This window comes from Arthrobacter livingstonensis (assembly GCF_003219815.1).
Classification (GTDB): Bacteria; Actinomycetota; Actinomycetes; order Actinomycetales; family Micrococcaceae; genus Specibacter; species Specibacter livingstonensis.
Genome location: NZ_QJVD01000003.1, coordinates 237,894 through 264,816, shown reverse-complemented (window position 1 = coordinate 264,816; position 26,923 = coordinate 237,894). Strand labels below are relative to the sequence as shown.

The following is a 26,923-nucleotide window of genomic DNA, read 5'->3' as shown; positions in this document are numbered from 1 at the left end:
GCCAAAGGGTTCAATGGAGGGAAGAACAACCGCACCGATGAGTGCCGCCACATCCTGTGTGGCGGGACCGTCCCCGTCGCCGGGGTCAAGAACCGGCTTGCTCATAACACAAATTATACGTGTTCTGTTATTATTTCTCTACAGATATTCGAAGATATATGCTAAAAATCTTCCATGCCGAATGGGCGTCAAGCCCCAGAATACCTAAGGAAGTGTTAGGAAAGCCCGGATTGGCTTTGATGTGCCCCGCATCACGCATACCTTGACATGTGCCCCTGCACTTCTTCGGGGCTGAATCTCAACGTCGAGGAGGAGCCATGGGCGCACCAACCGTGGACAAAGACAAGGCAAGTGAGCGCGCAACGACGCGACGCATCACCAGCAACATTTTTAAGGGCTCGGTGGGGAACCTCATTGAGTGGTACGACTGGTACGTTTACGCGGCCTTTGCCGTGTACTTCTCGGCGGAATTCTTCCCCTCGGGCGATCCCACCTCGAGGCTGCTGAACACGGCGGCCATCTTCGCCGTCGGCTTCCTGATGCGCCCGCTCGGCAGCCTGATTCTGGGCCGTTACGCCGACCGTCACGGCCGCCGGGCCGCCCTGACCCTCTCCATCACGGTGATGGCCACCGGATCACTGATCATTGCCTGCACGCCCGGCTTTGAAACCATCGGCGTGTGGGCGCCCATCATCTTGGTGGTGGCCCGCCTCATCCAGGGGCTGTCCCTGGGTGGCGAGTATGGCACCTCGGCCACCTACCTCTCGGAAATGGCCAGCAGCGGCCGCCGCGGCTTCTACTCCAGCTTCCAGTACGTCACACTCATTGCCGGGCAGTTGATTGCGCTGGGCGTGCAGATCATCCTGCAACAGCTCCTCGACGAGGCGGACATGAAGTCCTGGGGCTGGCGGATCCCGTTCGTGTTGGGCGCCATCTTCGCCCTGACCGTGCTGTGGCTGCGCCGCACCATGGACGAATCCGATCAGTTCACCACGATGAGCAAGGAATCGAGCGCAAAGGCCGGCACCCTGCGCATCCTGATGCAGCACCCCAAAGCCGTCATGACCGTCGTCGGACTAACAATGGGCGGCACGGTGGCGTTCTACACGTACACCACCTACATGCAGAAGTTCATGGTCAACACCGTGGGCATCGACAAGTCCACCGTCAGCTGGATCAACTTCTTCGCGCTGCTCGCCTTTGTGGTCCTCCAGCCCTTGGCGGGCGCACTCTCGGACAGGATCGGCCGCCGTCCGCTGCTGCTGGGCTTCGGCATTCTGGGCGCCATCGTGACAGTGCCGCTTTTCATGATCATGCAGGGCACCAAGAATCCTGTGGGCGCATTCCTGCTCATGATGGTGGGGCTGATCATTGTTACCGGCTACACCTCCATCAATGCCATCGTGAAGGCCGAGCTCTTCCCGACGGAAATCCGGGCACTGGGCGTTGGCCTGCCGTACTCACTCACCGTGGCAGTGTTTGGCGGCACCGCCGAATTCATTGCCCTGGGACTGAAGAACATCGGCCTTGAGCAGGTCTTCTACTACTATGTGGCTGCCTGCATCGCCGTCAGCTTCATTGTTTACTGGCGGATGGGCGAGTCTTCCAAGACCTCGCACATCGAGTCTGAACTGCTTGATTCCAAGCTCGACGGCGGCGCCCCGGCCCTCGACGAAACCGTCGCCCGGTAGCCTAGAGGCAAAAGAACCCGGGCAGCCTGTTGCCGCAGACAGGCTGCCCGGCACTGCCGATAAGGGATCCAAGCGTGGACTTGCTCATCGTTGAAGACGACGACGCCGTTGCTTCCGCCCTGCTTGCGGCCGTCAGTTCCGCCGGGCACCGGGCCACGAGGGTTTTCCGGGGCAGCGACGCCCTGCTCCAGCACCGCGAGGCGGACATGGTGCTGCTGGATTTGGGCCTGCCGGACATGGACGGACTGGACGTGTTGAGAAAGCTGCGCCAGGTGACCCTGGCCCCGGTCATTATTCTGACCGCTCGGGACGATGAGCGGAGCGTGGTCCGCGGCCTGCGGTCAGGTGCCGACGACTACCTGGTCAAGCCGGTCAAGCTCGCCGAACTGCTGGCCCGGATCGAGGCAATCGCCCGTCGGATTGGCCGCGCAGCACCCAAAAGCAGCCAACTCACGGCAGGTGGCCTCGCCATCGACCTGGACCACCGCACCGCGGAACTGGACGGCGAACGCCTCGGCCTGACCCCGACGGAGTTTGACCTGCTGGCCCTGCTGGTCCAGCGCGGCGGCTCCGTCGCCACCCGCGAACAAATCATGGACGCCCTCTGGGGAGACGCATTTGCGGCAGCCTCCCGTTCGCTGGATGTCCACTTGACCGGGTTGCGGGCCAAGCTGGGCAGGCCCGGCTACATCGTCAACGTCCGCGGCGTCGGCTACCGTTTCGAGGCGAACCCGGAGTGAGGGTTCGTGTGCTGGGGGTGCTTGGGCTGCTGTCCGTGCTCCTGGTCATCGGCCTGGCGTATTCCATCCTGAGTGCCGGCAGCCGCGGGCTCACCCAGGACCTGGAGATCAACCGCGTTTTCTCGCTCAACCGATTTTCCGAAGTTGCCGCGGACGCCGCCTCGACCAACGAGTGGGCCGGGCTGCAGACGAAGATGGACACCTACTCCACGCTCTACGGTGAAGGCGTTCTGATCCGCACCCAGGACCGCACACTTCTTTCCGGCGGGCTGGACCCCCACCGGGCGGACGTCAAGGACGCCCTGTTCAATGCGAGCCTCAACCTGAGCCTCACCAAGCTGGCCCCGCTTCGTCCCTTCGGTCCAAGCTCCATGCTGGTGTCCCGGTCGTTCGGCAGCGCCAACCAGGTCATGGGCGAGGTAGTCCTTGAAGTCGACGCCGGAACCGCTCAGGCAAAGCTGAGGACGCTGTGGCTGGTGGTCGTTGCAGCCGCCCTCATTCTTGAAGTGGCACTGTTGCTCGGGGCGGCACGCGTGACCAGGTGGGTGCTGCGTCCCATCCACCGGCTCAATTCCGCCGTGGTGGAACTCGAGGCAACGGGGTCCATGCGTCGCCTGCCTCAGGACGGCCCGCCAGAGTTGCGTGAGCTCAGCCGGTCCTTGACCGCGATGGCCACGGCGGTTCTGGGCAGCCTGGAGCAGCAGCGCCAGCTGATTGCGGACACCTCCCACCAGTTGCGGAATCCCGTGGCGGCCTTGAGGCTGCGCGTCGACTTGATGCAGCTCCAACTCAAGGACAGCACGGACCCCGAGACCATCAACGCTGTCACGGCCGAGCTGGACCGGGTAGAGGAACTCCTTGACGGGGTGCTGTTGCTGGCAACGGCCGAAAACCGGGCCTTTGAGGGCGTGGCCCGGCGGGCCGTTGGGCCGGCCCCTGCCTCAGCCCAACACCGTTCGAGCCCGTACCTGGCGGTCCAGGAAGAACTGGAACGGGCGGCGGCGTCGGCCAGCCGCAACGGTACAAGACTGACGCTTGAAACGACCCGCGATGCCGACGCTTACGTTGCCTGCAGCCCCTTCGAACTCTCCCAAATGGTGGGCGAGCTGCTGGAGAACGCCATCAAGTACGCTGGCGGCGGCAACGTTCACATCACCCTAAGGGCTCATGCCGAAACGGTCGAAATTGAAGTGTCCGACGACGGCCCCGGCATGTCCGCCGACGAACTCACCGCATGCACCACCCGGTTTTGGAGGTCCCCCGACCATCGGAACATTCGGGGCACCGGCCTGGGCATGACCATCGTGGACCGGCTGGCCGAGGCCAATAGCGGCAAGCTGGTCCTCGGAACCCGGAAACCGCACGGGCTGCGGGCCAGCCTGGTGTTCCCCCGAAGCGTCGGCGGGCCAGCCGATGCCTAGCGCGCATTCAACCCCGGCCTGCCGCCTGGACCGGTTTCCTTCAACCCGGCGGCAGTTCCTTAAACTCGCCGGAGGACTTGGCCTGGGCGCGGCACTCCTTCCAGCCGTTACGGCCTGCGCTCCCCGCCCGCCGTTGGACCATGCAGTGGTTGCCGGCGGGGAGCCCGGCGGTTTTTACCTGGAATTTGCGAGCCTGCTCGCCTCGGCCCTGCAGCGAAACGGCGTTGCCAGAACTGCCGCCGCCATTTCCACGGGCGGCAGCGCGGACAATTTCCAACGAATCCTGTCCGGAGCGGCCGCACTCGGCCCGGTTCTGGTCGACAGCGCCGCGGAACTCATGAACGCGAATCCCGGACGCGTCGTGGCCGTTGGCAAGGTCTACGAGAACTACGTCCACTGCATCGTGCGGCGCGACAGCCCCTTCCGTACTTTCGCGGACTTGGGCGGCAAGTCCGTCGGAACGGGCGCCGTCGGCTCCGGAACCACGCTGGCTGCCGGCCGGATCATCATCGCTGCAGGTGTGGGGCCGGATTCAAAGGATCCGGTACAGCAACACCAGCTGGGCCTGAACGACGGACTGGCAGCGCTCCGGCTCGGCTCCATCGACGCGCTGCTGTGGTCTGGAGGCCTGCCCACGGCGGCCATCACCAAGGCCAACCGGGACGTTGGCCTGCGGTTTCTCGACCTGGCCGGCCTGCTTCCGCGGCTGACGTCGAAGTACGGGGACTTCTACGAGCACGCGGTGATACCGGAAGGCAGCTACGCCGGCACCCCGTCCGTCAACACCATCGGCGTGGCCAACCTGTTGCTCTGCGGCGCGGACCTCAACGCGGAGATGGTCAGGCAGACTGTGCTGCTGCTGGTTGACCACGCACGGGAACTCATCCCCAAGTCCAGCCTCGGCATCCAGTTCCTGAGCCCCGAGACACTTATCAGCACGGCGGGCCTTCCGCTGCACCCCGCCGCCGCCGATGCGTACCGGGAGTTGCACGGCTAGAGGCGCCCGGCATTTGAGCTTGTCGAAATCCCTTGGCCTATTCGCGCAGCACGTCATTCGTGGCGTGGTCGTAGTGGAACGTGACCTCGCCGCCGACGTGCTCGAACTCGTGGTTGGCGCCGTCCAGCAGGCCAAACGCGCCGTAGTTCTCATCCCAGGAACCGTTCGCCACGGCCTTGTAGCTGTATTTACCAGCCGGCAGGTCCGCCGTGAGCTTCCATGTGCCGCGCTTGGCGTCCAGCTTCATTTGCACTCTGTCGTGGTTGGGGTCCCAGTTCACCAGGGAGCCCAGGATGGTGCCGAAGTCGCCGGCCAATGCCACTGACGCCGGCTGGTCCTTATGCTCGACGGCGGCTGCCTTGGCAGGTGCCTTGGCTGCGGTTTTCCTGGGGGCTGCCTTGATAGGCGTTTTCTTGGTGGTTGCCGCTGTCTTGGCTGCTGACTTCGTCGCTGCGGGCTTCCGCGCTGCGGGCTTCTTGGCCACGGGCTTCGTGGGCAGCGGCGTGTCCGCAGGCACCGGCGTGCCTTCAGCCAGAGCAGCCGATAGCGCGTCGACGGTTTTGAAAGCAACCGTAGCCTTCAGCCCGTCCTCGGTGATTTCCCAGCCGCTGCGGCCCTTGGCCATCCAGCCGGCTTTGACGAGATCGGCCGTGGCCTTGGTCAGGTTCTTGTGTCCGCGGGGAATGCCGCCGCTGAGCAGTTCGGATTCTTCCTTCGTGAACGGGATGCGGGCCACGGCCTGAGCCAGGACCTCTCCCCCGTTGGGTTTCTGGTCCTCCCACGACCCTGCAGCCATGATGTCAAGAACTTCCTTGAGCCGGCGGTTGGTGTTGTCGCGAACGGTCACGATGGTCCTCCTGTAGCAGCGGGTACACGATCACTTTGACAGGCAAGTTGGCTACTAACCAGTACATGACCTGGGTGTTTTGGCGCCCGCATGATGCAGGGAAGGTGGCTGGATGACAGCGATGCGCTTTCATGTCACCCACTTCCCCACCCGTTCCTCGCTCCAGTCCCACAGCTGCGTGGCCAAGGCGGCGTCGCGGCCCTGGCCGCTGACACGTGCTGGTTTGCGTTTGGCGTAGTAGCCGCCGGATTCCCAGTCGAGACCGGGTTGCCCGATGGCCAGCCACACCAGCGTCTGGGCACCTTGTGCGGGGGTCAGCATGTAGGAGCGCATTCCGCTGCCGTAGAGGAACCTCATGTAGCTCGAGGAGCCGGCGGAGAAATTAGTCGCTACGCCGCCCGGATGAAAGGCGGCCGTAGTCAGCCCTTGGCCGTTGAGGCGGTGGTGGAGTTCCCTGGTGAAGAGGATGTTGGCCAGTTTCGCGTTGCCGTAGGCCCTGTTGGCGGAGTACCTTTTCGCCGCGTCGAGGTCCTTGATGTCCAGCCTGCCGAAGAGTTTGTGGGCCACGCTGGAGGTATTTATGACGCGTGCCTGGCTGGCCACCAGCACATCCTGCAGCAACCGAGTGAGCAGGAAGGGCGCCAGATGGTTGACCTGGAAGGTCTTCTCGTTCCCGTCCGCGGTCAATTCCCGCCGGCCCATGATGCCGCCGGCATTGTTCGCCAGCACATCAATGCGTGGATAGAACGCCCTCAGCGCCGCGGCCAGCTCTTGCACCTGGTCCAGCCGCGCGAAGTCGGCTGTGAAAATGTCAGCGCCGATGTCCTCCGCGACGGCCTGGGTGCGCTTCGCCGACCTGCCGACGACGATGATCCGGTCCCCCGTCTGCGCCAGCGTGCGTGCGGCGGCCTCGCCGATTCCGCTGCTGGCACCGGTGATGATGATGGTGCGCGTGTCCATGTTTGCCTTGCTACCTCGTCGGGATGGTGAAAAATATGGTGGATGAAGCAATTGCACCATCTTTTTGGAACCGCGAAACTGACCGCGACTCCGGGCACCCGTGCTTGTCAGGCAAACAACGGCAGTTCAAGGCAATTTCTGCCATTTTGGCTACTGCGCCACCGCCGCCGCATCGGCAAATAAGTCCGCCGGCATCGGCCGGCCAACTTCCACGTAATGGCGATCGGCTTCTCGCCCTTGTGCTGTACATAATCAACCTGGCCGAGACACGTGTAAGGCATCGTCAGTCCTGTTTCATCCTCGGCCATGTCGCGACTGAAAAGGAGAACTTGCGACCCCTGCGCCTTGTGCCCAAGGTACCGTCGGCCAACTGAGCTTGTCGGCGAGGTGTTGTTCTGCGACTCCCAGTGGAACAGCTCAGGGCTGATCGCATAGTCCTTGTACATTGTGGTCGCAGAATGGTTTGCTTCATCCTTGTTGAGCGTCACGAAGAACGCGTCAGTGTTCGTTTTGGCGCACCACGCCACGCCCTCGCGATGTTTGACGTTCTTCCCCGCTTCAAGGGACCCGTACTCCAGTGCCGCCAATATCTCCTCACGGCGATATGTCGCATGCGATAGCAATGGAATACTCGCATATTCCATGCCGAGGCTTCTGCCGGCCCGTTTGGACGCAGCGGCTCCCAGCGCAACGAGCTGCTGGATCTCGCTGCAAACATACGGATAGCTGCGGAGGTGAGCGAAACCTTCATCGTATGATGCGAAGCCACCGGCATCGTCCCACAGCGTGAAGAAAAGCATCCGCGCGAATACTTGCTCACGCGGCCCCAGGTCCGCATACGAAGGCGCGTCCGCGGAAACGAGCATCGAATACGCATCTGTGCGTTCCTGGTCGTCCACATGGATCAGGGCCGCCATTCGGCCAAGAAGCTTCTTCTCCTCAGCATAGGTCACCTGCTCGAACTTGTCGGTAGCCAGTGCCTCCAACGGAGACAACCCTTCGAGGAGCCCGGCAAGGCGCAGATACTCGGTCCAGGAGTTCTTGGTCGTCTTGTAGACGGTCTTGACGTCGTTGCCCGACTTCTCCAAGTAGTCCGCCAGCAGCAGCTCGGCGTACGACTTGATGTCGGCAACAAGTTTCGGCTTGTTCAACTTCAATTGGGCCCTGATATTTGCCAGCACAACGTCCTTGGCAACTCGGTCCAGAATTATTTGCGAGCCGGACGGCAGGAACGGAAAATCATTAATTACGGCCTTCTCCAGTTGCTTTCGCCCGTAGCCCGTCATGGCGCGCAACCGAACATCAAAGCGGAACTCGCGGTGCTGCTGCCCAATAAAGTCCAGCACCGTGACCACGGCCTTGTCGGGAGCCCGCCGGAGCCCGCGGCCCAGCTGCTGGATGAAAATCGTGGCACTCTGCGTAGGCCGCAACAGAAGAATCGTGTCCACCTGCGGCAGGTCGAGTCCCTCGTTAGAAAGGTCGACGGCGAAAATACAGTTGATTTCGCGGTCGTGCAGCTGTCGAAGCGCAAGGGCACGTTCGCCGTCGTCCGTCTGGCCCGACACCGCAACCGACGCAATGCCGGCCTGGTTGAACACCTGCGCCATGTACTTCGCATGCTGCACCGAGACACAGAAGCCAATGGCGCGCATGCCCTGGGTGCTCGTAACCTTGTCCTGGAGCTCCCTGATCACCTTGGCGGCGCGCGCATCGTTGCCTGTGTACAGCGCGCTGAGCTGCTGCAGGTCGTACGATCCACGCTTCCATTCCAAGTGGCTCAGGTCGACGTCGTCGGAGACGCCGAAGTAGTGGAAGGGAACCAGCAGATCGGCGGCGAGGGCATCCCAGAGCCGCAGCTCGCTTGCCGTCCGGCCATCGAAGTACAAATCTGCGACATGGATGCCGTCGCCTCGCTCAGGAGTGGCGGTCAATCCAAGCAGTTCCAGGGGCTGCAAGTGCTCAATCAGCTTGAGGTAGGTGGGGGCCGCTGAGTGGTGGAATTCGTCAATGACGACGACGTCGAACCGGTCCGCAGGCAGCTCGCCGATGCCTTTGGCCGAGAGTGATTGGACGCTGGCGAACACATGCTTCCACTGTGCCGGTTTGTGCTCGCCAACGAACAATTCGCCGAAGGCTCCATCCTGCATGACGTTGCGGTACGTGGTCAGCGACTGCTGCAGGATTTCTTTGCGGTGCGCGACGAAAAGCAGGGTCAGGTCCCGGCCGGCGCCGTCGCAGAGCTGCTTATAGTCAAGCGCCGCGATGACAGTCTTGCCGGTCCCCGTGGCTGCGACAATGAGGTTCCGGTGGAAGCCCTTGGCCCGTTCGGCCTCGAGGTCTTCCAGCATCTCCACCTGGTGCAGAAACGGCTCGACTTCCAGGCCGGTGTAGCCCGTGGGCGCGGAGGTCAGCTTGCCGCCATTGCGTCGCAATGCCGCATCGAGTTTGTCTGCATCCGTGGCGGGATCGTAGCGCTGGAACGCGCGCTGCTCCCAATAGCTGTCAAAGGTGATGGCGAACTTCTGAAGAAGTGCGGGCGTTCCGATATTGGACAAGCGAACGTTCCATTCCAGGCCGTCCAGCATGGCCGCCCGGCTAAGGTTTGAGCTGCCCACGTAGGCGGTGCTGAAGCCGGTCTTGCGGTGGAAGAGCCACGCCTTGGCATGAAGCCTGGTCGACTGCGTCTCATAGCTGATCTTCACCTCGGCGCCATATTTATTGACCAAGTGGTCGATGGCGCGGCGTTCAGTGGCTCCCATGTAGGTGCTGGTGATGACACGAAATTTCCCCCCGCGTTCCTTGAGCCCCTCCAGAGCGGGCTCGAGGAGCCGGATGCCTGTCCACCGGATGAATGCACAGAGCAGGTCCACCGAGTCGGCAGACTCAATCTCGGCGCGAATCTCGGCCGCCAGGTTTGGATCGTCCTTGCCATTGGTTAGAAGGGCGCTGTCGCTGAGGTTCGTGGTGGGGCGTCGCAGTTGCCGGCGCTTCAGCGCATCGGGGCGGTGCAGGGACCGAAGCTGCGTGGGGCCAGGGGTTACCTCATTGCCGGGGTTGATGACCGCCAGGATCTGGTTCGTCTTGGCCACCCGATCTTCTTCCCGGGTATCCAAGAGCAGTTGCTGAACAGCGTCGGCGACGTGGCGCGCCAGAGCTTCGGGCGATTCATCCCGGCCCACACCTTCGACGCTGGCCTGCAGGTCCGGCACCGCGGCGAGTCGTCGGCCCAAGTCCGTAGTATGCAGCAGCTCGTAGAGCCCTTCGGCCAATAGTTCCGGCGCTTCATCCCCCTCATATGTGTTCACCAGGCCAGGGTATGTGGTGGGTGGGACAAAGACGAACCATCGACACTTAGTCCGCGATCCGCTGCGGGTTGCGGTTGACGCCGCACAAAGGTCCGGAGCAGACGATAATGATCCTCTGCTTGAACAGGTTCAAGGCCACATGACCGTTGGCCCAACCCGGAGAATGTCAGTGCGGATGTGCATAGTGGACTCATGGCCAATATTGCGTTGAATCGCCGCATTGCTAATTTCATTCCGAGAAGGATGCTGTAACGTTCAAGCACAATTTCAGGAGAATCGACAATGAGAGCTCCAAGACTCGGCTTCCTCCATCACGCCATGGAGAAGGCCGGTGAACGCCGTGTCCGTTTTACTTGGACCACAGGTGCCGCAAAATTCAGCGTGGTATTCATCATCGACCCGGGACCGTTCCTGAAGCACCTTCCAGCGCCGGCCACGCCAAAAGAGCGACCAGAACCGGCTGGTTTGTTGATGTTCGGAATCGTTGGAGGCGGCAGCGTTTTCACGAAATCGGTTTATCCCGGATTCTGGTTCGACACATACATGGGTACGGATCTCGAACGGCTAACGGATGTTCTGCGCAAGGATGGAAACAGTGGCCATAAACTCGACATCAACGGTTTCTTCGCGGACTTTGTCGCAGGCATCCCCACCAACCTCGCTCACGTGCGGCCAATACAGTGGCACGATCTACCTTGGAAGCCTGATGTTGAAGATGCTGACAAAACTTATTTCCTGAGGTATCGACTTAATCAGCTACCCTTCCGCGTTACAGCCAAGAATTTGGAAAAGACGGCATTGCTCGCAGGCGAACTTGCAGAAGCGATCTGCGCCGAATTGAACATCAGCACCTGCTGGACTGCTGACCCTGCCCAAGCCAAACCGCTCACGGCGCCACCGGCACCTATGCCGATATAGTCCCTCCGACAGGCCGTCACGAGAGTAGGTCCAATAGTCGCCTCTGGCGGGACCAGGTCCTGGCGCCAGCCGTGCACCGGTTCGAAAAACGCATCACGCCTTGCCGCCGCCGGACTGTGGCTGGGGCGCGGCTGCCGGCAGGTGGACTGGTATGCCTGGCGGATGGAGGGGTTGTAGGGGGATCCGGGAGCCGTCGGGCATTTGGCCGGTTGCGCACCAAGTGGGGCGTTTCCTGCAGCGACCGGTACTCAACCAGCGGCGAATTGGTGAGGGGCAAATGGAAGTCACTCGTCCGCCGTCGTACATCCACTCACCACCCTCGATTATCCGCACCGGCGTTGATAGCGTGAGAGGCACGCCACACTTCTTTGGATTGAACCATGAAAGGTGCTTGCCATGGACGGATTTCCGATGGATTACGAAATGTTCGATCTCGGTAATTTCAGGCTCCAGGGAGGTGCAACGATTCGTGGGGCGCGCCTGGCCTACAAGACCTATGGCGAGCTCAACGCCGAGAAGAGCAACGCCATCGTGTACCCCACGTGGTACTCCGGGCGCCACTGGGACAACGAGTGGCTGATCGGGGAAGGCAAGGCCCTGGACCCCAGCAAGTACTTCATCATTGTTCCAAACATGATTGGCAACGGACTCTCAAGTTCCGCCAGCAACACTCCTGCCCCCTACAACGCCGGCAGCTTCCCCAACATCACGTTCTACGACCAGGTAGAGGCGCAGCACCAGCTCGTGAGCGGGAAATTTGGCATTGAGACCCTGGCCCTGGTCACCGGCTGGTCAATGGGTGCCGGCCAGACCTACCAATGGGCCGTCAGCTATCCGGACATGGTCCAGCGTGCCCTGCCGTTCTGCGGATCCGCCAAGACGAGCGAGCACAACTTCGTGTTCCTCGAGGGCGTCAAGGCGGCACTCCAGGCCGATGCCGCCTTCAAAAACGGCTGCTACACGGAACAGCCGACGCGCGGGCTGCGCGCAGTGGGGCGCGTTTACGCCGGGTGGGGCTTCTCCCAGGCGTTTTACTGGGACCGCGTCTACGAAAAGATGGGCTTCTCTGCACGCCTTGGCGTCGACCTTGCCTACTCCTCGCTTGAAGACTTCCTGGTCGGCTACTGGGAGGGCCACTTCCTGGGCCAACGCGATGCCAACGACCTTCTCACCCAACTGTGGACCTGGCAGCACGGCGACGTCGGGGCCACCCCGGGCTTCGACGGGGACCACATCAAGGCGCTGCAGTCGATCAAGGCAAAGCTGATTGCACTGCCAGCCAGGAAGGACCTGTACTTCTGTCCCGAGGACGAGGAGTACGCGTCCCAATACATCCCCAACGGCGAGGTCCGGGTCATCCCCGGGGTGTGGGGACACTTTGCCGGCAGCGGTGACAACCCCGTGGATGCCGCGTACATCGACAGCGTCGCCAAGGAGTTGCTGGAGCGCTGAGGGTGCCGTACATGGCATGGTCCCGGGGTACGGTCAGCGGCTCTACTTACCGGAAACGCGGCGTGCCGATGCCTTTCGGCGGGCAATGATCCGCAGCTGGATGATCCGAATGGCACCGGAAACGGCCACCAGAAGTCCGCCACCCACAGCGGCAATCAGCAGGGCAATTCCCAGCGGAATGGTCCCTGACAGGCCGAAATAGTGGACCTCTGCCGCACCTTGGTTTTGGATAATGAACACAATGAGCAGGATCAACAGCAGCAACGCCGCGATGGTCGCCACCCAGACAACTCCGGCACGGGTAACAACGCTCGCGGGTTCGGATTCCTCCATACGGGCCGGGGCCGGTTCCGGCTGCGGATCCCTTTCAGGTTCGGGCGTCGCAAGGTCTTCGGGCTCCATTGGATCGTTCGACATGTCTACGGTTCCCCTTCCCAAAAGTCCCCCAGCCACTTCGTGACTGCGTTCGGCTTTACATGAGCCGTGGGCAACCATGCTACTCGTTTTCAGGCTGGAGCCTCCGAGCCGTCAATACACCTGCCCCGCCCAGCCGGGATGCCGCCGTCAATGCGCCTGCGCGGCACACTCCGCCTGGGCCCGGGTTACCAGATCGACGCTGGTGGCATCGAGTTCCTGCGCTCCCCCGCCGGGGCCGGCCGGGTGCGGGTCCAGGTAGGACTCGCGTGCGGACAGGTGCACGGCGTCGACACCCGTGCCTACCAGCGCCCGGATGTCCTCAGCCCGCACGCCGCCGCCGGCCATGACCTCGATCCCCTCCGGGCCGCCCCGGCGCATGGCGCCCAACATGTCCAAGCCCTCAATGGCCCTCGCTCGGCCACCGGAGCTCAGCACGCGGCCCACACCCGTCCCCGCCAGGCGCATTAGCTGCCCCATGGGGTCGCGGCTGGCATCCAGTGCACGGTGGAAGGTCACCGGCAGGCCGCCGGCCGCCTCCACCCAGCGTGCCAGCGTGGCCAGGTCAATCTCGCCGCCAGCGGTCAGGGCACCCACCACCACACCGTGGACGCCCGCGGCCTTCAGCACCCGGATGTCCCGGCACATGGTGTCCACCTCGTCGGCGTCGTACACGTAGCCTCCCGGCCGGGAACGAACCAACGCGTGGACAAACCCGTCCCGCCGGGCCGCGGCCTCCACCGACGCCTCCGCGGTGCCCGCCGACGGCGTCAGCCCGCCCACCGCCAGGGCGCTGCACAGTTCAATCCGGTCCGCCCCGCCGGCCAGCGCGGCACGGGTCCCCGCCACGTCCTGGACGGCGATCTCAAGCTTGGCCATGGTTTCCCGCGCTTCCTCGATTGTGTGCCGCCCGGCCGGCCGGGCAGGCGGCTGCCTGCTGCCTGCTGCCACCGGCGTTGTTTCCGTTGTTGCGCCCCGCCTGCACGTCCAGGACGCCGGCTCGATGAGGCCACGCCGGTTACGCCAGAAATTCCCGTCCCGGCCACCGGGCCACCAGCTTGGCGCCCGACATGAAGTCGCCGTAGTCCAGGCCTGGCACGGCGCCGGCCCACATCTTTTGGGCGAGCACCCCAAAAGCCGGCTTCACCAGATCGTGGACGGCAAGTTCGTTGTAGGCCAGCAATACCAGGTCATTCCACACCGCGGACGCCGCGCCCAGCAGTTGCGGATGCCCGGGCGCCAGGTCCTGCCCTTCGCCAAAGATGTGCGGCTCCCAGGACTCAAACAACGCCCGGGCGTCCAGCCCCTTGCCGTGGTAGTAGTCGGCAAAGGGCACAATGTACAGCAGTTCGTCGTCGGTATTGATGACGCTGTAGCCGTCCGCCACCGCGGCCTGGCCGCTGTACCAGTCCTTGTTCCAGGCGCAGATCGCCACGTCCCGGTTGTAGCCTTCCGGACCAGGCGCGCCGGCGCCTCCGGACATCACCGTCAGGCTACCCCACGCCACGGGGTCCTTGTCCAGTGACCGGAGATGGGAGCCGATGGCGTTGAAGAAGTCCCTGTATTCATCGGAATGGCCCTTGGCATATTCATCGGCGCCAAAGTGCACGGCCGGCCCGCGGAACCACGGGACAAACTCGTCGAACAAGGCCCTGACCAGCGCGGTGCTTTCCGGGTTTCCCAGGTCCAGCATGTCCGAGTCACCCCCGTTGAGCCCCACCTCGGGACGCCAGCGGATGAACGAACGCGAGTGCGCCGGCACATCAATTTCCGGCACCAGCCGCACGTGTCTCTGCTCGGCCACGTCCTCGAAGGAATCCCAGTCAGCGCGGCTGTACGAACCGTCCTCTGCGGCCAATCCGGCCAGCCACGGAGAATCCGAGGCGAGCCGGAACGCCTGCTGGGCCATGTCCCACGGCCGTTTGGTGTCCTTCGTGATCTCGTTGTCGTTGAGGTGGATCATGAAGGTGTTCAACTTGTTCCAGCTGAGAAAACGGATCCAGTCCCGCAATGCACCCGGGCTGGCAAAGCGCCGCCCCACATCCAGCATGAAGCCGCGCACCGGATAGTTGGGCCAGTCCACGGCAGTCCCACGCGGGAGCTCCCCGTGCGAAGCAAGCATTTGCAGAAGGGTCCGCGTTCCCCAGTAGACGCCGGTCGCCGTCCGGGAACCGACGCGCACCCCGCCGTCGACCTCCAGCACGTATCCCTCGGTCAAGGCCGTGGCATTGCCCGTGGGGAAGTCCAGTTCCGGGTCCAGGGCCAGCACAATCTTTCCGGCAGCTGATTCGGCCACGGCGGCGCTGCCGGAGAGCCCGGTCAGCTCCGCGATGTCCGCCAGAAGGGTGGCGGCAATATCGGCCAGCTCCGGTGAATGCTCGACGGCGAAACCCTCGCCCAGGCGCGTGCCGCCCTCCCCCGGGCTCCACCGCTGGAGTGATGGAATGACCACGGGTGCGCCCCCCGGGTGGGCGCCGGAAATGAAATCAGGGATAGTCATGAGGGCAATCCGCCCTTTCAAGGGTGGGACGGTGGTCGTCAACGGGTCTGCAGGCGCTGCCGAATCTACCACGGCAATGCTATGGATCACATGCACCCGGGCACAGGCGCTCAGACTCGTCCCTCCGGGCCAACGGTGGAGGACTGTGGCAGGACGGACAACCCTTGAAACCGGCGACAGTCATTTTTGCGAGTACTAACCGACCCCTGGCAGCGATCCGGTACGGTGGGAAAATGGGGAAGAAAAGGAACAGTCCGGACCCGGATGAATGGACAATTCGAGACGCGGCCATGTGGAAGACCGCAGAGCTCGCGGCCGCAGTACTCAAGAGCGGCCTCGCCAGCCATCCCACCGTGGCAGTGCCGTTTGCGCTCCGCTTTGGCGGCAATGATGAAGGAATCTACGCGCACGGGCCCTTCCAACTGCTTGAATTCCGCGCCAACGGGGACGGCAGCTACGTGCACAACACCTCGGTGGTTGCCGCCACGGGCCGGGGGGCCGTCCCCTTCATGCTGGGTTTTGCCGCGACCCAGGCCATCGGGAATGCCTCCAGGCGCAGCCGAGCGGCCAACCTGGCCCAACAACGCTGGCAACCCATTGACCGCGGCACAGTGGCAGTGAGCAACTACGGCTTTTACATGCACACACCCGCCACGGTCATGGCCTGGCAGTGGCAGCACATCAACCTCGCCGAGCTGACCGGCCCCGGGCAACTGAGAATTCAGGGGCAGTCCGAACGCGGGCCGATCAACTGGATTCTCGAATCAGACTGGGCGGAGCTCATCTTTGTCTTCTGGGCGAGTGTTCGCAATCCAACCAGCCCGCAATTCGTGACGCGAACGTGGCTGCCGCAGGACTGGCTGACCAAGGCATTCATCTGGTCCCAGTCAAACCCGTCAGTGCCCAACTCGGGGTTCAAAAGCCTCTACGACGGCCTGCACCACTAAGGGACACGAACTTGCCTTAACCCTGGAATCCCCGCGCAGGGTGGGGATTCCAGGGTCTCTCGCCGGTACGTCGGTTCAGTATCCGGTAGCGGTGCCGCCCTCCAGGACGGCTTCCGTGCCTGACAGGCCCAGCCGCGTGGCGCCGGCGTCGATCATGGCCTGGGCGGCTGCCCAGTCACGGATGCCGCCCGATGCCTTGACGCCGACACGCGGACCAACCGTCCTCGCCATCAGCTCGACCGCGTGAACGGTGGCGCCACCCGCCGGGTGGAACCCCGTTGAGGTCTTCACGAAGTCGGCCCCGCAGCTCTCCGCGATCTCGCAGCAGCGCACAATTTGTTCGTCGGTCAGTGCTGCCGTCTCCAGAATCACCTTCAAGACAATCGGGCCCGGCACTGCTTCACGGACAGCTGCAATGTCGAGCCGCACATCCTCAAAGTCTCCGGACAATGCGGCGCCGACGTCAATCACCATGTCGATCTCGTCGGCCCCGTCCTGCACCGCCGCCTCTGCTTCAGCTGCCTTGATGCTGCTGTGGTGCTTGCCTGACGGGAACCCGCACACGGCGGCGATCCTGGCAGTGGTCGTGGCCAGTGGCAGCATCGACGGCGAGACGCACACCGAATACGTGCCCAGCCTTGCAGCGTCGGCGGCGGCAGCCTCGGCGTCGGCCTGCGTGCCGGTGGACTGCAGGAAGGTGTGGTCCACCATTTTCGCCAGCAGTTCCGGGGTCAGTTTCGTCATGGTCATCCTTTGTTCGCGGTTCGAGTTGAAATGGGACTACCGGTGGGGATTACTTGCATGTGTCCTTGTCCCCCAGCCCCTTGAGATAGTCACAGAAGGCCGCCACACCCTTCCCGGTGACGACTTTGCCTTCCAGCACACGGGACTTTTCGACCTTGTCGCCGGACGCCACCGACTGGCTGATTTTAATGACTTCCTGGCCCAGGGCGAACGGCGATTCGGCGTTCGTCGCGTACATCTCACCGTTCTTGACTGCGGTGAGTGCATCGGCGATGCCGTCATTTCCGACGATCTTGACCTTGCCCAGGAGCCCGCGGGACTTTACGGCGGCAACCGCGCCCAGGGCCATTTCATCATTGGCTCCGTAGATGCCGGTGATGCCGGGGTTTGCCTGAAGCATGTTGGTAGTCACGTCCAGCGCCTTGCCACGGTCAAAGTCTGCCGACTGGACGGCAACCACCTGGACACCGGGGCAATCCTTCATACCGGTCTGGAAGCCCGAGGAGCGGTCCCGGGCAACACTGGTGCCGAGAATTCCCTGCAGTTCGGCTGCCTTGCCGGTCCCGCCCATGGCCTGGCACAGTGCCTTCGCACCGTTCTTGCCGGCCTGAATCGCGTCGTAGCCGATGAATGCCGCCAGTTCGCCCTGGTCCGGGACCCTGTCAAAGGCAACGACGGGAACCTTGGCCCGGTTGGCCTGAACTGTAATGGATCCCCCGGCCTCGCTCGAGGTGGGGTCCAGCACTAGCACGCTGGGCTTTTTCACCAACGCGGTGGTGGCCTGGTCCAGGGACTGGGTGTCATTGTTGTTGGCATTTTGGACGTCCAGTGACATGCCCACCTTCGAAGCCTCATTCTTGGCGCCGTCGGCAACGGAGACGAAGAACGGATTGTTGAGCGTGGAGATCACCAGGGTTGAGGATTTCTGCGCCGCGGCGGCACCATCCTGGCCATTGCCCCGGACCACCGTGGTCACGCCGGCACCCATCACCAGCAGGGCCAGTACAGTAACGGCCGCAACCTGGGGTGTGCGCGCCCGCGCGCCAAAGCCAAACCCGGCAGTCGCCGTCGAACGTCCCCCAGGTTTGCTGCCGGACGGAGATTGATGGCGGAAGACGCGCATCAGCACCCCGGAGTTCCGGTCGATGTACACAGCGAACAGGATCACGGCACCCTTCACCACGCCCTGCAGGAACGGGGAAACGTTGAGCAGGTTCAGCCCGTTGTCGATCATTGACAGCAGGACCGCGCCAACCACCGTGCCGAGGAGCGCTCCACGGCCACCGGCCAGGCTGGTCCCACCGATGATGACGGCGGCAATGGCGGACAGTTCAAGGCCGGTGCCGGCGGTGGGCTGGGCGGTGCCAAGCCGTGCGGTCAGGATGAAGCCTGCAATGGCTGCCAGCACACCGGAGATCATGAACGCCATGATCTTCACGCGGGCAGTGTTGACGCCGGCCAGGCGGGCGGCATCCTCGTTGTCGCCCGTGGCATACAGTTCACGGCCGTAACGGGAGCGGGCCAGGATGTAGCCAAACAGCACGGTGGCCGCCACCATGATCCAGATGGGGGTGGCAATGCCCAGGAAGCTTCCCTGTCCCAGTGCCAGAAATGCCCCGCTGGTGACCTTGATGGGGTTGCCCTGGGAAAACTGCAGGGTCAGCCCGGCGAAGATGGACATGGTGGCCAGCGTGGCGATGAACGACGGCATCCTTGTCTTGGTGACCAGCAGGCCGTTGATGACCCCAGCCCCGGCACCAACCGCCAGCCCGGCCAACAGGCCAAGCACGGGACCGTGGCTGCTCATCACGGACGCGGCAATGATGGCGCTGAACCCCAGGACGGCACCGACGGACAGGTCAATTTCGGCCAGGATGATGACGTAGGTCTGGCCGGCGGCGATCAGTGCCACCACGGCTGCGGTGAGCAGAATGTTGAGCATGTTGGAGGATTGCAGGAACAGGGGCGTGGCGAAGACGAGGGCGATGGCCACGAGGGCCAGCATCCACACAGCACGCAGCTGGTCGTTGAAGAGCGATATTTTTTTCATCAGGCTATGGTCTCCATTGCGTGTTCAAGGACGGCTTGCTGCGTCAATGCGCCGACGGACAGTTCAGCGTTGATGCTGCCCTCCCGCATGACCAGGACGCGGTCTGACATTTCGACGAGTTCGGGCAGATCGGAGGAAACAAGGACCACTGCCACCCCTTGGGCGGCAACGTCATTGATAATCGAATAGATTTCGGCTTTTGCCCCGACATCCACGCCGCGCGTCGGCTCCTCCATGAGCAGGATGGCCGGGTTGCTCAACAGGCATCGGGCAAGCAGGACTTTCTGCTGGTTGCCTCCAGAAAGGGTTCCCACCGCGTCGTGAATACTGTTGCACTTGACATTCAGGCGGGTTGATATTTCCTGGCACCGCTGCCGTTCCTGCTTGCGGGAGACGACGCCGTTGCGGGTGATGGCGCCCAGCGTGGCCAGGGATTCGTTGTGCGCAATGGGCTGGGCCAGTGTCAGGCCTTCGGCCTGGCGGTCGGGGGTGAGGTAGGCGATGCCCGCTCCAATGGCGTGGCGCGGTGAGGCCAGGCTTACATCCTTTCCATCGAGGGATACCACCCCGCTCGCATTGTCCAGACCGAACAGCGCCCGCAGGACTTCGCCCTTGCCGCTTCCCATGACCCCGCCGATGCCGAGCACTTCACCGGCACGGACCTGAAAGGAGACGCCGTTGAAGCCGGTGCCGCCGAGATTCCTGACGTCCAGGCGCACGCGGTCCGTGGCGTGGTGTTCCTTCGGGTAGAAGTTCTCCACCTCGCTGCCCACCATGGCGGCCACCACCTGCTTTTCGCTCAGTTCAGCGGGGGTTCCGCTGAGCGAGACAAGGCCGTCGCGCATCACCACGATCCTGTCGGCGAGCGCGAACACTTCAGGCAGCCGGTGGCTGATGTAGATGATGGCCACGCCCGCCTCCTGAAGCTTGCGGACCTGACGGAAGAGCATCTCCGACTCCCGGTCGTCAAGGGCCGCCGTCGGCTCATCGAGGATGAGCAGGCGGACCGAGTGGTTCAGGCAGCGGGCAATCTGCACCATCTGCTGCTCGCCGAATGACAGTTTCCCCACCGGCAGCCGCGTGTCCACGTCAATCCCCACCTGGGCCAGCAGCTCCGCGGCACGGCGGTGCATCTTGGCCTTGTTGACGAAGAATTTGCCGAATTCGCCGGTGCCGTCATGGGCGAAGAGGTTGGAGGCGACGTCCAGCTGGGGGAAGAGGTTGTTCTTCAGTTCCTGGTAGATCACCTGGATGCCGTCAGCCATGGCGTCCTGCGGGACGTTATATTTGCGTGGATCGCCGTCGATGGTGATCTGTCCTGAATCCGGCTGGTAGGCGCCCGCGATGATGCGTGTGAGCGTTGACTTGCCGGCACCGTTCTCGCCCACGAGCGAGACGATTTCGCCCGGTTCAATGCTCAGGTCGATGCCGCGCAGCACCTTGTTGGATCCAAACGCCTTGGTGATGCCTGTGAATGAGATGGTCATGTCAGTACACCACCCCGGCAATCAGGATCACGTTCGCGTAGGACGTGAATTCACCGGAGCGCACCGCTGCCTTGGAACACTTGGTGCGTTCCTTGAATGCGGTGTGCGGAACGAGTTCCAGACGGATGTTCAGTGCATCAAGGCGTTCGCGCAGGGCCGCGTGGAGTTCGGGGCTGTGGGTGGCGATTTCACTTGCGGCGATGGCCGCCTCCACCTCCACTTCGGCCAGGACCACGTCCAGGCACTGGAGGAATTCCGGCACGTTTGGGGTAAGGGCCAGGTCGATGCGTTCGACGCCGGCCGGGATGGGCAGGCCAGCATCGGTCACCAAGAGTTCGTCGGTGTGCCCGAGTTCGGACAGGATCCGGGAGAGTGCCGGGTTGAGGGTACCGCTGTTTTTTCGCATTGTTGCTCCACTGTTTTGTAGAGGGTGGGGGACCTGAATGAACGGCCCGGAGAGCGGGAGGGGGCTAGTGGTTGGCCAGAAAGGCGTCAACGGACTCACGCTTCGGGAGGCTGGGGCTGGCGCCGGCGACTGTGACGGCCAGGGCGCCGCCGGCCATGGCGCGGCGCAGCGCAGGCTCCCAGTCGAGCCCTTCAGCAAGTGCGCTGCCGAGGGTGCCCGCGAAGGCATCACCGGCCGCGGTGGTGTCCACGGCAGTCACAGGGAACGGGGCGTGGACGCTGACACGCGTTGCGTTGTCCGTACCGGCGGAAACACGTTCGACGACGACGGCGCCCGCACCTGCCAGCGTCACGACCGCCCGGGCTACCCCTCGTGCCGTGAACCAGCGGCCGGCCGCTGCCGCCGATTCCTGGTCCGTGACGTCGATCCCGGTAATGAGCCGGGCCTCGGTCTCGTTGGGCGTGACAATGTCAACGTGCTGCCAGAATTCCTCGTCCAGCGGAGCTTCGGGGGCCGGAGCCGGGTCCAGGATGACCGTGACACCGCGGTCTTTGCACGCTTTTGCACCCTCCAGTGCCGATTTGTGCGGGATTTCAAGTTGGATCAGGGCAACGCTTGCGTCCAGTTCCGGCGAGTTCAGCGACTCCGTGATGTGTCCGGGGCTCAGGAGCGAGTTCGCCAGCGGGATCATGACAATGTCATTTTCTGCCGACGCGTCCACCCTGATGTGTGCAATGCCCGTGGGGCCGTGGCTGCGCAGCACGTAGTCGGTGTTGACCTGCTCCTCGGCCAGCGTCCCAAGGACCAGCTCGCTGAACGAATCGTCGCCCACGCTGCCGATCAATGAGACGGAACTGCCGGCGCGTGCTGCGGCCAGGGCTTGGTTGGCTCCCTTGCCGCCGAGGACCATCGTGAAGGCGTTGCCCAGCACGGTTTCACCCGGGTCAGGGAGCCGGTCGCTGAAGCTCGTGAGGTCGCAGGTAATGCTTCCGATTACCAGAACACTGCCGTTTTTGGGCGCAAAAGGCGTCATGGGGGTCCTTCAATAGTGGAAATTGGGGTGGGAGAAGTTTTGGTTACGGGCCGGCCGGAGCAGCGCATGACTGCCGGACGGTCAGCTGGACAGGCAATATCAGGTGCCGGAACGCCGGTTGCTCGGCGGCGTCAAGTGCCTGGATCCGTGCCAGCAGGAGGTCTGCCGCCGCATGGCCTTCGGCAATGGCCGGACGGGAGATGACGGTTACCGGTGCGGGCAACAATTCAGCCAGGTCAAAATCGTCGAAGCAGATAAACGAAAGCCGTTCGGGGATCGTTATCCCGGCCTCATGAAAGGACAACAGCGCACCCTGGGCCATGGTGTTGTTCCCGACGAAAACAGCCGTGAAGTCCAATCCCCCGTCGATGAGTTCGCTGGCGGCACTTTGGCCAAACGCCCTGGTGAACTCGCCAATCTTGATGTTCCCGGGATCAATTTCCACACCGGCGGCGGCCAAAGCTTCAATAAATGCCGTGTGACGGACCTGGCCTGGAAGTGACTCCTGCCGGCCGCTGATGATTGCGATTTTTCGGTGGCCAAGCGACAGCAAATGCTCTGCAGCCATGCGTGCACCTTTGGCGTTGTCGACGTGGACCAAATCAAAATCCGGGGAATCGCTGACGGTCCGGTCGATGAGCACCACCGGCTTGCCCAGTTCGGCGAGCATTAGGTTGGTCCGTTCAGAGGCTTCCGCCGGCACGATCGCCACTGCATCAACAGCATCCATGAGACCGCCGAGAACTTCGGTTTCGGCAGTAAACTGCTCGTCACTGCTGGCGACGATGATCCGGTAGCCCCTGGCGATGACGCGTTCCTCGATTCCCCGCACCAACGTTGCGAAGTAGGGGTTGGCGATGTCGGGGACGATCACGGCGATGGTGTGGTGGCGCCCCGAACGCAGGCCCCGGGCACTTGCGTTGGGGCGGTATCCCAGCGCGGATATGGCATTTTCGACAGCCGTGCGGTTTCGGATGTTCTCCCCCGCCAGCATTCTCGAGACGGTGGCGATGGATACGCCGGCCGCTTGCGCAACATCGTGGATGTTTGCCATGCCGCGCCTTCTCCTTTGAGTCTTTTGGGGTGGTAATGCCAGTGCGGATTCGGAGGGTTTCAGAACTCTTAAGTGAGTGCTGTCACGCCCTGTTTGAACAACTGTAAACGTTTTCAGTTTGCAGTGCAAGCATCGTTGGAGCCATCCGCACCAACCCCTCGATCATTGCCGCGGGGAAGGGTAGCGTGAGGGGCAGATCGCCTTTCCTTGTCTCGAACCGTGAAAGGTGTTTCCCATGGACGGGTTCCCGATGGATTACGAACTATTAGACTTGGGCGATTTCAAGCTTCAAGAGGGTGCAACACTTCGCAGCGCCTGCCTCGCGTACAAAACGTTACAAAACGTAGGGGACGCTCAACGCGGACAAGAGCAACGCCATCGTGTACCCAACCTGGTACTCCGGACGCCATTAGGACAACGAGTGGCTGATCGGCGAAGGCAAGGCGCTCGATCCCGCCAAGTACTTCATTATCGTCCCGAACATGCTGGGCAACGGCCTCTCCAGCTCCCCAGCAACACCCCGGCACCTTACAACGCCCCCAGCTTCCCCCACATCACCTTTTACGCTCAGGTGGAGGCGCAGCACCAGCTCGTCACCGAGCAGTTTGGCATCGAGACCCTGACCCTCGTGACCGGATGGTCCATGGGCGCCGGCCAGATCTAACAGTGGGCCGTCAGCTACCCGGACATGGTCCAGCGCGCCCTGCCGTTCTGCGGCTCGTCCAAAACCAGCGGACACAACTTCGTGTTCCTCGAAGGAGTGAATGCTGCCCTGCAGGCCGACGCCGCCTTCAAGATCGACTACTACACGGAACAGCCGACGCGCGGGCTGCGCGCAGTGGGGCGGGTGTACGCCGGGTTGGGCTTCTCCCAGGCGTTCTACTCGGACCGTTGCTACGAGACCATGGGCCACTCGGCCCGTCTCGGCGTCGACCTGAACTACTCGTCCCTGGAGGACTTTTTGGTCGGCTGCTGGGAAGGCCACTTCTTGGGCCAGCGCGACGCCAACGATCTCCTCACCCAGCTCTGGACCTGGCGGCCCGGCGACGTCAGCACAACGCCCTGCGACGTCGGCGACACCGTCAAGGCCCTGCAGTCCATCAAGGCAAAGCTGCTCGCGCTGCCCGCAAAAAAGGACCTCTATTTCTGTCCGTAGGATAAGGAATATGCCTCCCAATACATCCCCAATGGTGAAGTCCGTGTCATTCCCGGCGTCTGGGGACACTTCGCCGGCAGCGGCGACAACGCCGTGGACATCGAGTACATCGACGGCGTCGCGAAGGAACTGCTCGGGAGCTGAACGTGGCTTGTTGCGCTGCCTGGACCAAATGCCTGGACCATTGACACATCCCCGGGAAGCGCGCAGCATGGAAATACAGGAAGGCTTTCGGACTGGTCAAGTTTTCCGTTTGCACTCCACGTCTTAGCCAAAGGACATCCAAATGGTTCCGTCCAGTTCCATCCTGAGACAACCTGCCGGTGCTCGTATCGCTGTTCAAGCCGTCCAACTGATATCACTCGCGAGGCTCCTGAACTTGCTGCCGACGACGTACCATCCCGGCCTCGACTTCCCAACGATAAAGGCCACCTTGGATGCTTTTGCAAACCACGGCATTGGCCGCCAAGTCGCAGCCAACGGTGACCAGCTCCAGACCGGTGACTTGCCGGAAGACGAAGTTTCAACCCTGTTGTCGGACGTTATGAAGGCAATTGAACAGTCCCCACTGCCCATGCAGGAGTGGGAGCCAATCCATGGACTTCTCGGTGATGACCTTCTGGAGAAGCTGGTGGCGACATCGACATCGTCAGTCCATCGGTACCGGACCGGCGAACGCACCACGCCGGATAACGTTGCCGCGCGGCTTCACTTCGTGACACTCATCGTTGCCGACCTCCTTGGAAGCTACAACGATTTCGGCATACGCCGTTGGTTCGGGAGGAAGCGTACGGCGTTGTCGGGCCGTTCTCCGCAAGAAATCCTGGCGGGAGACTGGGATCCCGATGATGATGGCCCGGGTGAGGTGAAGTCACTGGCCGCAACACTATTGGCCCCCTCGGCAACATGATTGCTTTCCGCCACAACGACAGCCGATTCCCCTTCTTGTGGGAAGACAGCACCCAGCCTCCCGCCCGCTGGCATCGAGACGGCGATGGTCCCGTCCAATACGTTTCAGACACGCCCAGCGGGGCTTGGGCCGAATTCCTGCGGCACGAAGAGATCATCGAAGAAATCGATCTTGAGGGCGTCCGGCGTGCCATCTGGGCAATCAAGGTTGATGACACAAATTTCGCTTCCCCAGACCTGCCCGAACAGGACCTATTAGGCGGATCGGACACATATTCTGTGTGCCAAGATGAGGCCGTGCGGCTTCGCACTGCGGGGGCGGAAGCTCTCCGCGTCCGGTCTGCCGCACTCCTCAGGGGGGCGGCGAGAGGGTGGCGGGTCGATCATGGACTGCAGAGAGGAACGGACGCCGACGGAGAAGTGTTCGTCTTGTTCGGTCCGCGGCCCCACGCCATCGGCTGGCAGGTGGTGGACGGCGGTTGCCCACCCAGCGGCATGCTGGCGTTGGTGCGCCCCCTTCGGGCACCGTAGCCAACGTCCCGGTTCGGCGCATCCCGCCACCGCGAGGGAGCCAGCTTGAATCGAAACTGGAGGATTACCTGCCAGCACCGGCGTTGAATTCGAGGTGCGCCTGCACTTCGCCGGCCTGGTTGGCCCACCCTTTGGACGCGGCATAGTCGACCATTGCAGACAGGGATTCCTGCCACTCCTGGGTTGCCGCCGAACCGGCCAACTCGCGTAGGCCAGCGCGACGTGGTGAACGTCTTTTCTTCCAAGTCCGACGATAAGTTTGCCGAATTCGGTTGGCATGGCGGGCCCCACGGCTCACCGCTGATCGACGGCTCGGCGGCCATGCTTGAAGCAGAGATTCGGGAACGCTTCCAGGCCAAGACGCACACGGTGTTCATCTGCCGCGTCCGCCATGCGGAGGTCAACGATGTGGCGCCGATGGCTTACAAGGCCGGTAAGATCCTCGACGGCGGCGGCCTGACCGAGATTCCCGAATCCTGAATTCATCCGCGGCCAACACACCGGGTTGAATGGTTGTCATGTATCGGACTGCTTGCGCCACAAGCGCCTCTGCCGGCAAGCGCCTCAAGTTCCATAGGCTCGACAGGGATTCCTGTTTCCCGCTCAGCGGGCGAAGCCGGAATGCAGTCTGCGTTGTCGGCGCGACCCCGCACGTCTTCTTGACAACCAATCCGGGGCAGACGGTCGCCGAGCACCGTAGGCGCATTCTTAACCAGAACCTCCCCTGTTCGGGGAGGGCCCTGGAACACTGTCATTTTCCATGCTCAGCTTATTCAGCGGCGCCCGGCGCAAGGCCGGTCCAGAATCGTAGACACCGCCACCGTAGACCATTCGGATCATTCGTAGTGATAGCGGCACTGGGCAATGCGGACTTCATCGCCGACAATCCGGTAGACCAGGCGGTGCTCATCAGTAATGCGCCGGGACCAGTAGCCACTAAAACCGTGCTTTAGCGGCTCTGGTTTTCCGATGCCTTCATTGCCGTTCCGGGTGATGTCCTTGGTCAAATCATTGATTCTTTTCAGAATCCGCTTGTCGTCGCGCTGCCAGCCGACAGACTCATCCCAAGCCTGCTCGTCCCACACGAGCTTCATGGAAGAAGGTCATGCTCGACGCCGGCGCCATTCTCCAAGCGATCGATGGCACCCAAGAGACGGCGTGCATTCGCAGGACTACGCAATAGATATGCCGTTTCCTTCAGCGACTGGTACTCAGCCAAGGACACGATGACCACTGGTTCCTTGCCGGACCGGGTGATGACCACTTCTTCACAGTCATCCACGACAGCAGTAAGCGTCTCGGCGCAGTTGGCCGCAAACTCTGCAAAGCTCATTGTCTTCATGTAGCGCTCCTTACTTACA

General features: G+C 62.7%; 24 protein-coding genes and 1 pseudogene. 11 read left to right on the top strand and 14 right to left on the bottom strand.

Annotated features, from left to right (window positions below):
- The first annotated feature begins 317 nt into the window (after positions 1–317).
- The 4 genes from CVV68_RS04780 (at position 318) to CVV68_RS04765 (ending at position 4,849) form a co-directional block, all read left to right on the top strand.
- Positions 318–1,691 carry an MFS transporter gene (locus tag CVV68_RS04780; protein ID WP_110499847.1) on the top strand — a complete coding sequence of 458 codons (1,374 nt, stop codon included), beginning with the start codon at positions 318–320 and terminating at the stop codon, positions 1,689–1,691.
- A gap of 74 nt (positions 1,692–1,765) precedes the next feature.
- On the top strand, positions 1,766–2,431 hold the full coding sequence (locus CVV68_RS04775) for a response regulator transcription factor (protein ID WP_110499846.1): 666 nt from the start codon (positions 1,766–1,768) through the stop codon (positions 2,429–2,431).
- Positions 2,428–3,852, top strand: coding sequence for a sensor histidine kinase (locus tag CVV68_RS04770; RefSeq protein WP_110499845.1), 1,425 nt, complete (start codon positions 2,428–2,430; stop codon positions 3,850–3,852). The genes CVV68_RS04775 and CVV68_RS04770 overlap by 4 nt, the downstream gene beginning before the upstream one ends.
- Complete coding sequence (locus CVV68_RS04765; RefSeq protein WP_110499844.1) at positions 3,845–4,849, top strand: TAXI family TRAP transporter solute-binding subunit; 1,005 nt, start codon at positions 3,845–3,847, stop codon at positions 4,847–4,849. The genes CVV68_RS04770 and CVV68_RS04765 overlap by 8 nt, the downstream gene beginning before the upstream one ends.
- A gap of 37 nt (positions 4,850–4,886) precedes the next feature.
- Here the strand turns inward: CVV68_RS04765 and CVV68_RS04760 are convergent, their stop codons facing one another.
- The 3 genes and pseudogenes from CVV68_RS04760 to CVV68_RS04750 all read right to left on the bottom strand — a co-directional run bounded on the left by CVV68_RS04760 (position 4,887) and on the right by CVV68_RS04750 (position 9,925).
- Positions 4,887–5,696, bottom strand: coding sequence for a pullulanase X25 domain-containing protein (locus tag CVV68_RS04760; RefSeq protein WP_306415684.1), 810 nt, complete (start codon positions 5,694–5,696; stop codon positions 4,887–4,889).
- A gap of 129 nt (positions 5,697–5,825) precedes the next feature.
- Positions 5,826–6,656 carry an SDR family oxidoreductase gene (locus tag CVV68_RS04755; RefSeq protein WP_110499843.1) on the bottom strand — a complete coding sequence of 277 codons (831 nt, stop codon included), beginning with the start codon at positions 6,654–6,656 and terminating at the stop codon, positions 5,826–5,828.
- A gap of 150 nt (positions 6,657–6,806) precedes the next feature.
- Positions 6,807–9,925: pseudogene (locus tag CVV68_RS04750) on the bottom strand (DEAD/DEAH box helicase).
- Positions 9,926–10,243: 318 nt separating this feature from the next.
- On the opposite strand from CVV68_RS04750, the gene CVV68_RS04745 reads away from it, so the two are divergent.
- Together CVV68_RS04745 and CVV68_RS04740 are read left to right on the top strand one after the other, a co-directional pair.
- Positions 10,244–10,879, top strand: coding sequence for a DUF6037 family protein (locus CVV68_RS04745; RefSeq protein WP_146238825.1), 636 nt, complete (start codon positions 10,244–10,246; stop codon positions 10,877–10,879).
- 396 nt (positions 10,880–11,275) lie between these two features.
- Positions 11,276–12,331: an alpha/beta fold hydrolase gene (locus tag CVV68_RS04740; RefSeq protein WP_110499880.1), complete on the top strand. Its 1,056-nt coding sequence runs from the start codon at positions 11,276–11,278 to the stop codon at positions 12,329–12,331.
- A gap of 42 nt (positions 12,332–12,373) precedes the next feature.
- On the opposite strand, the gene CVV68_RS04735 is transcribed toward CVV68_RS04740, so the two are convergent.
- From CVV68_RS04735 to CVV68_RS04725, 3 genes are all read right to left on the bottom strand, one after another.
- Positions 12,374–12,748 (bottom strand): lipopolysaccharide assembly protein LapA domain-containing protein, encoded by a 375-nt coding sequence (locus CVV68_RS04735; RefSeq protein ID WP_245933333.1) that lies wholly within the window; start codon positions 12,746–12,748, stop codon positions 12,374–12,376.
- Between the two features lie 147 nt (positions 12,749–12,895).
- On the bottom strand, positions 12,896–13,624 hold the full coding sequence (locus CVV68_RS04730) for a copper homeostasis protein CutC (RefSeq protein WP_110499879.1): 729 nt from the start codon (positions 13,622–13,624) through the stop codon (positions 12,896–12,898).
- Positions 13,625–13,763: 139 nt separating this feature from the next.
- The gene (locus CVV68_RS04725; protein WP_110499840.1) at positions 13,764–15,245 is read right to left on the bottom strand and encodes a beta-N-acetylhexosaminidase; all 1,482 of its coding nucleotides are present in this window, start codon (positions 15,243–15,245) and stop codon (positions 13,764–13,766) included.
- A gap of 290 nt (positions 15,246–15,535) precedes the next feature.
- On the opposite strand from CVV68_RS04725, the gene CVV68_RS04720 reads away from it, so the two are divergent.
- Entirely contained in the window at positions 15,536–16,192 is a 657-nt protein-coding gene (locus tag CVV68_RS04720) for a hypothetical protein (RefSeq protein WP_110499839.1), read from the top strand.
- A gap of 75 nt (positions 16,193–16,267) precedes the next feature.
- On the opposite strand, the gene deoC is transcribed toward CVV68_RS04720, so the two are convergent.
- The 6 genes from deoC to CVV68_RS04690 all read right to left on the bottom strand — a co-directional run bounded on the left by deoC (position 16,268) and on the right by CVV68_RS04690 (position 22,966).
- Positions 16,268–16,942 carry a deoxyribose-phosphate aldolase gene (deoC, locus tag CVV68_RS04715; RefSeq protein WP_170133086.1) on the bottom strand — a complete coding sequence of 225 codons (675 nt, stop codon included), beginning with the start codon at positions 16,940–16,942 and terminating at the stop codon, positions 16,268–16,270.
- Positions 16,943–16,985: 43 nt separating this feature from the next.
- Entirely contained in the window at positions 16,986–18,986 is a 2,001-nt protein-coding gene (locus CVV68_RS04710; protein WP_110499837.1) for an ABC transporter permease/substrate-binding protein, read from the bottom strand.
- A complete protein-coding gene (locus CVV68_RS04705; RefSeq protein WP_110499836.1) occupies positions 18,986–20,473 on the bottom strand; it encodes a sugar ABC transporter ATP-binding protein in 1,488 nt (495 codons plus the stop codon). Before CVV68_RS04705 ends, CVV68_RS04710 begins: the two co-directional genes overlap by 1 nt.
- Position 20,474: 1 nt before the next feature.
- Positions 20,475–20,879, bottom strand: a complete 405-nt coding sequence (rbsD, locus tag CVV68_RS04700; RefSeq protein WP_110499835.1) for a D-ribose pyranase — start codon at positions 20,877–20,879, stop codon at positions 20,475–20,477.
- 64 nt (positions 20,880–20,943) lie between these two features.
- Complete coding sequence (locus tag CVV68_RS04695) at positions 20,944–21,912, bottom strand: ribokinase (protein WP_110499834.1); 969 nt, start codon at positions 21,910–21,912, stop codon at positions 20,944–20,946.
- Positions 21,913–21,955: 43 nt separating this feature from the next.
- Positions 21,956–22,966, bottom strand: coding sequence for a LacI family DNA-binding transcriptional regulator (locus CVV68_RS04690; RefSeq protein ID WP_110499833.1), 1,011 nt, complete (start codon positions 22,964–22,966; stop codon positions 21,956–21,958).
- A gap of 688 nt (positions 22,967–23,654) precedes the next feature.
- On the opposite strand from CVV68_RS04690, the gene CVV68_RS23795 reads away from it, so the two are divergent.
- From CVV68_RS23795 to CVV68_RS04670, 4 genes are all read left to right on the top strand, one after another.
- Positions 23,655–24,122, top strand: coding sequence for an alpha/beta hydrolase family protein (locus tag CVV68_RS23795; RefSeq protein WP_211320719.1), 468 nt, complete (start codon positions 23,655–23,657; stop codon positions 24,120–24,122).
- A gap of 286 nt (positions 24,123–24,408) precedes the next feature.
- Entirely contained in the window at positions 24,409–25,032 is a 624-nt protein-coding gene (locus CVV68_RS04680) for a hypothetical protein (RefSeq protein ID WP_110499832.1), read from the top strand.
- Complete coding sequence (locus CVV68_RS24870; RefSeq protein WP_110499831.1) at positions 25,029–25,562, top strand: RES domain-containing protein; 534 nt, start codon at positions 25,029–25,031, stop codon at positions 25,560–25,562. Before CVV68_RS04680 ends, CVV68_RS24870 begins: the two co-directional genes overlap by 4 nt.
- Before the next feature lie 222 nt (positions 25,563–25,784).
- Positions 25,785–26,042: a flavin reductase family protein gene (locus CVV68_RS04670; RefSeq protein ID WP_245933332.1), complete on the top strand. Its 258-nt coding sequence runs from the start codon at positions 25,785–25,787 to the stop codon at positions 26,040–26,042.
- A gap of 356 nt (positions 26,043–26,398) precedes the next feature.
- Here CVV68_RS04670 and CVV68_RS04665 read toward each other — a convergent pair whose 3' ends face one another.
- Both CVV68_RS04665 and CVV68_RS04660 read right to left on the bottom strand, forming a co-directional pair.
- On the bottom strand, positions 26,399–26,656 hold the full coding sequence (locus CVV68_RS04665; RefSeq protein WP_110499829.1) for a Txe/YoeB family addiction module toxin: 258 nt from the start codon (positions 26,654–26,656) through the stop codon (positions 26,399–26,401).
- Positions 26,653–26,904 carry a type II toxin-antitoxin system Phd/YefM family antitoxin gene (locus CVV68_RS04660; protein WP_110499828.1) on the bottom strand — a complete coding sequence of 84 codons (252 nt, stop codon included), beginning with the start codon at positions 26,902–26,904 and terminating at the stop codon, positions 26,653–26,655. The genes CVV68_RS04665 and CVV68_RS04660 overlap by 4 nt, the downstream gene beginning before the upstream one ends.
- Positions 26,905–26,923: the final 19 nt, after the last annotated feature.

Excerpts from the sequence above, each read along its gene's own strand:
- rbsD (WP_110499835.1), bottom strand. The coding sequence starts at position 20,879 with ATGCGAAAAAACAGCGGTACCCTCAACCCGGCACTCTCCCGGATCCTG.
- CVV68_RS04730 (WP_110499879.1), bottom strand. The coding sequence starts at position 13,624 with ATGGCCAAGCTTGAGATCGCCGTCCAGGACGTGGCGGGGACCCGTGCC.
- CVV68_RS04745 (WP_146238825.1), top strand. The coding sequence starts at position 10,244 with ATGAGAGCTCCAAGACTCGGCTTCCTCCATCACGCCATGGAGAAGGCC.
- CVV68_RS04780 (WP_110499847.1), top strand. The coding sequence starts at position 318 with ATGGGCGCACCAACCGTGGACAAAGACAAGGCAAGTGAGCGCGCAACG.
- CVV68_RS24870 (WP_110499831.1), top strand. The coding sequence starts at position 25,029 with ATGATTGCTTTCCGCCACAACGACAGCCGATTCCCCTTCTTGTGGGAA.
- CVV68_RS04740 (WP_110499880.1), top strand. The coding sequence starts at position 11,276 with ATGGACGGATTTCCGATGGATTACGAAATGTTCGATCTCGGTAATTTC.
- CVV68_RS04765 (WP_110499844.1), top strand. The coding sequence starts at position 3,845 with ATGCCTAGCGCGCATTCAACCCCGGCCTGCCGCCTGGACCGGTTTCCT.
- CVV68_RS04710 (WP_110499837.1), bottom strand. The coding sequence starts at position 18,986 with ATGAAAAAAATATCGCTCTTCAACGACCAGCTGCGTGCTGTGTGGATG.
- CVV68_RS04735 (WP_245933333.1), bottom strand. The coding sequence starts at position 12,748 with ATGTCGAACGATCCAATGGAGCCCGAAGACCTTGCGACGCCCGAACCT.
- CVV68_RS04755 (WP_110499843.1), bottom strand. The coding sequence starts at position 6,656 with ATGGACACGCGCACCATCATCATCACCGGTGCCAGCAGCGGAATCGGC.
- CVV68_RS04665 (WP_110499829.1), bottom strand. The coding sequence starts at position 26,656 with ATGAAGCTCGTGTGGGACGAGCAGGCTTGGGATGAGTCTGTCGGCTGG.
- CVV68_RS23795 (WP_211320719.1), top strand. The coding sequence starts at position 23,655 with ATGGTCCAGCGCGCCCTGCCGTTCTGCGGCTCGTCCAAAACCAGCGGA.
- CVV68_RS04680 (WP_110499832.1), top strand. The coding sequence starts at position 24,409 with ATGGTTCCGTCCAGTTCCATCCTGAGACAACCTGCCGGTGCTCGTATC.
- CVV68_RS04720 (WP_110499839.1), top strand. The coding sequence starts at position 15,536 with ATGTGGAAGACCGCAGAGCTCGCGGCCGCAGTACTCAAGAGCGGCCTC.
- CVV68_RS04660 (WP_110499828.1), bottom strand. The coding sequence starts at position 26,904 with ATGAAGACAATGAGCTTTGCAGAGTTTGCGGCCAACTGCGCCGAGACG.
- CVV68_RS04690 (WP_110499833.1), bottom strand. The coding sequence starts at position 22,966 with ATGGCAAACATCCACGATGTTGCGCAAGCGGCCGGCGTATCCATCGCC.
- CVV68_RS04695 (WP_110499834.1), bottom strand. The coding sequence starts at position 21,912 with ATGACGCCTTTTGCGCCCAAAAACGGCAGTGTTCTGGTAATCGGAAGC.
- CVV68_RS04705 (WP_110499836.1), bottom strand. The coding sequence starts at position 20,473 with ATGACCATCTCATTCACAGGCATCACCAAGGCGTTTGGATCCAACAAG.
- CVV68_RS04725 (WP_110499840.1), bottom strand. The coding sequence starts at position 15,245 with ATGACTATCCCTGATTTCATTTCCGGCGCCCACCCGGGGGGCGCACCC.
- deoC (WP_170133086.1), bottom strand. The coding sequence starts at position 16,942 with ATGACCATGACGAAACTGACCCCGGAACTGCTGGCGAAAATGGTGGAC.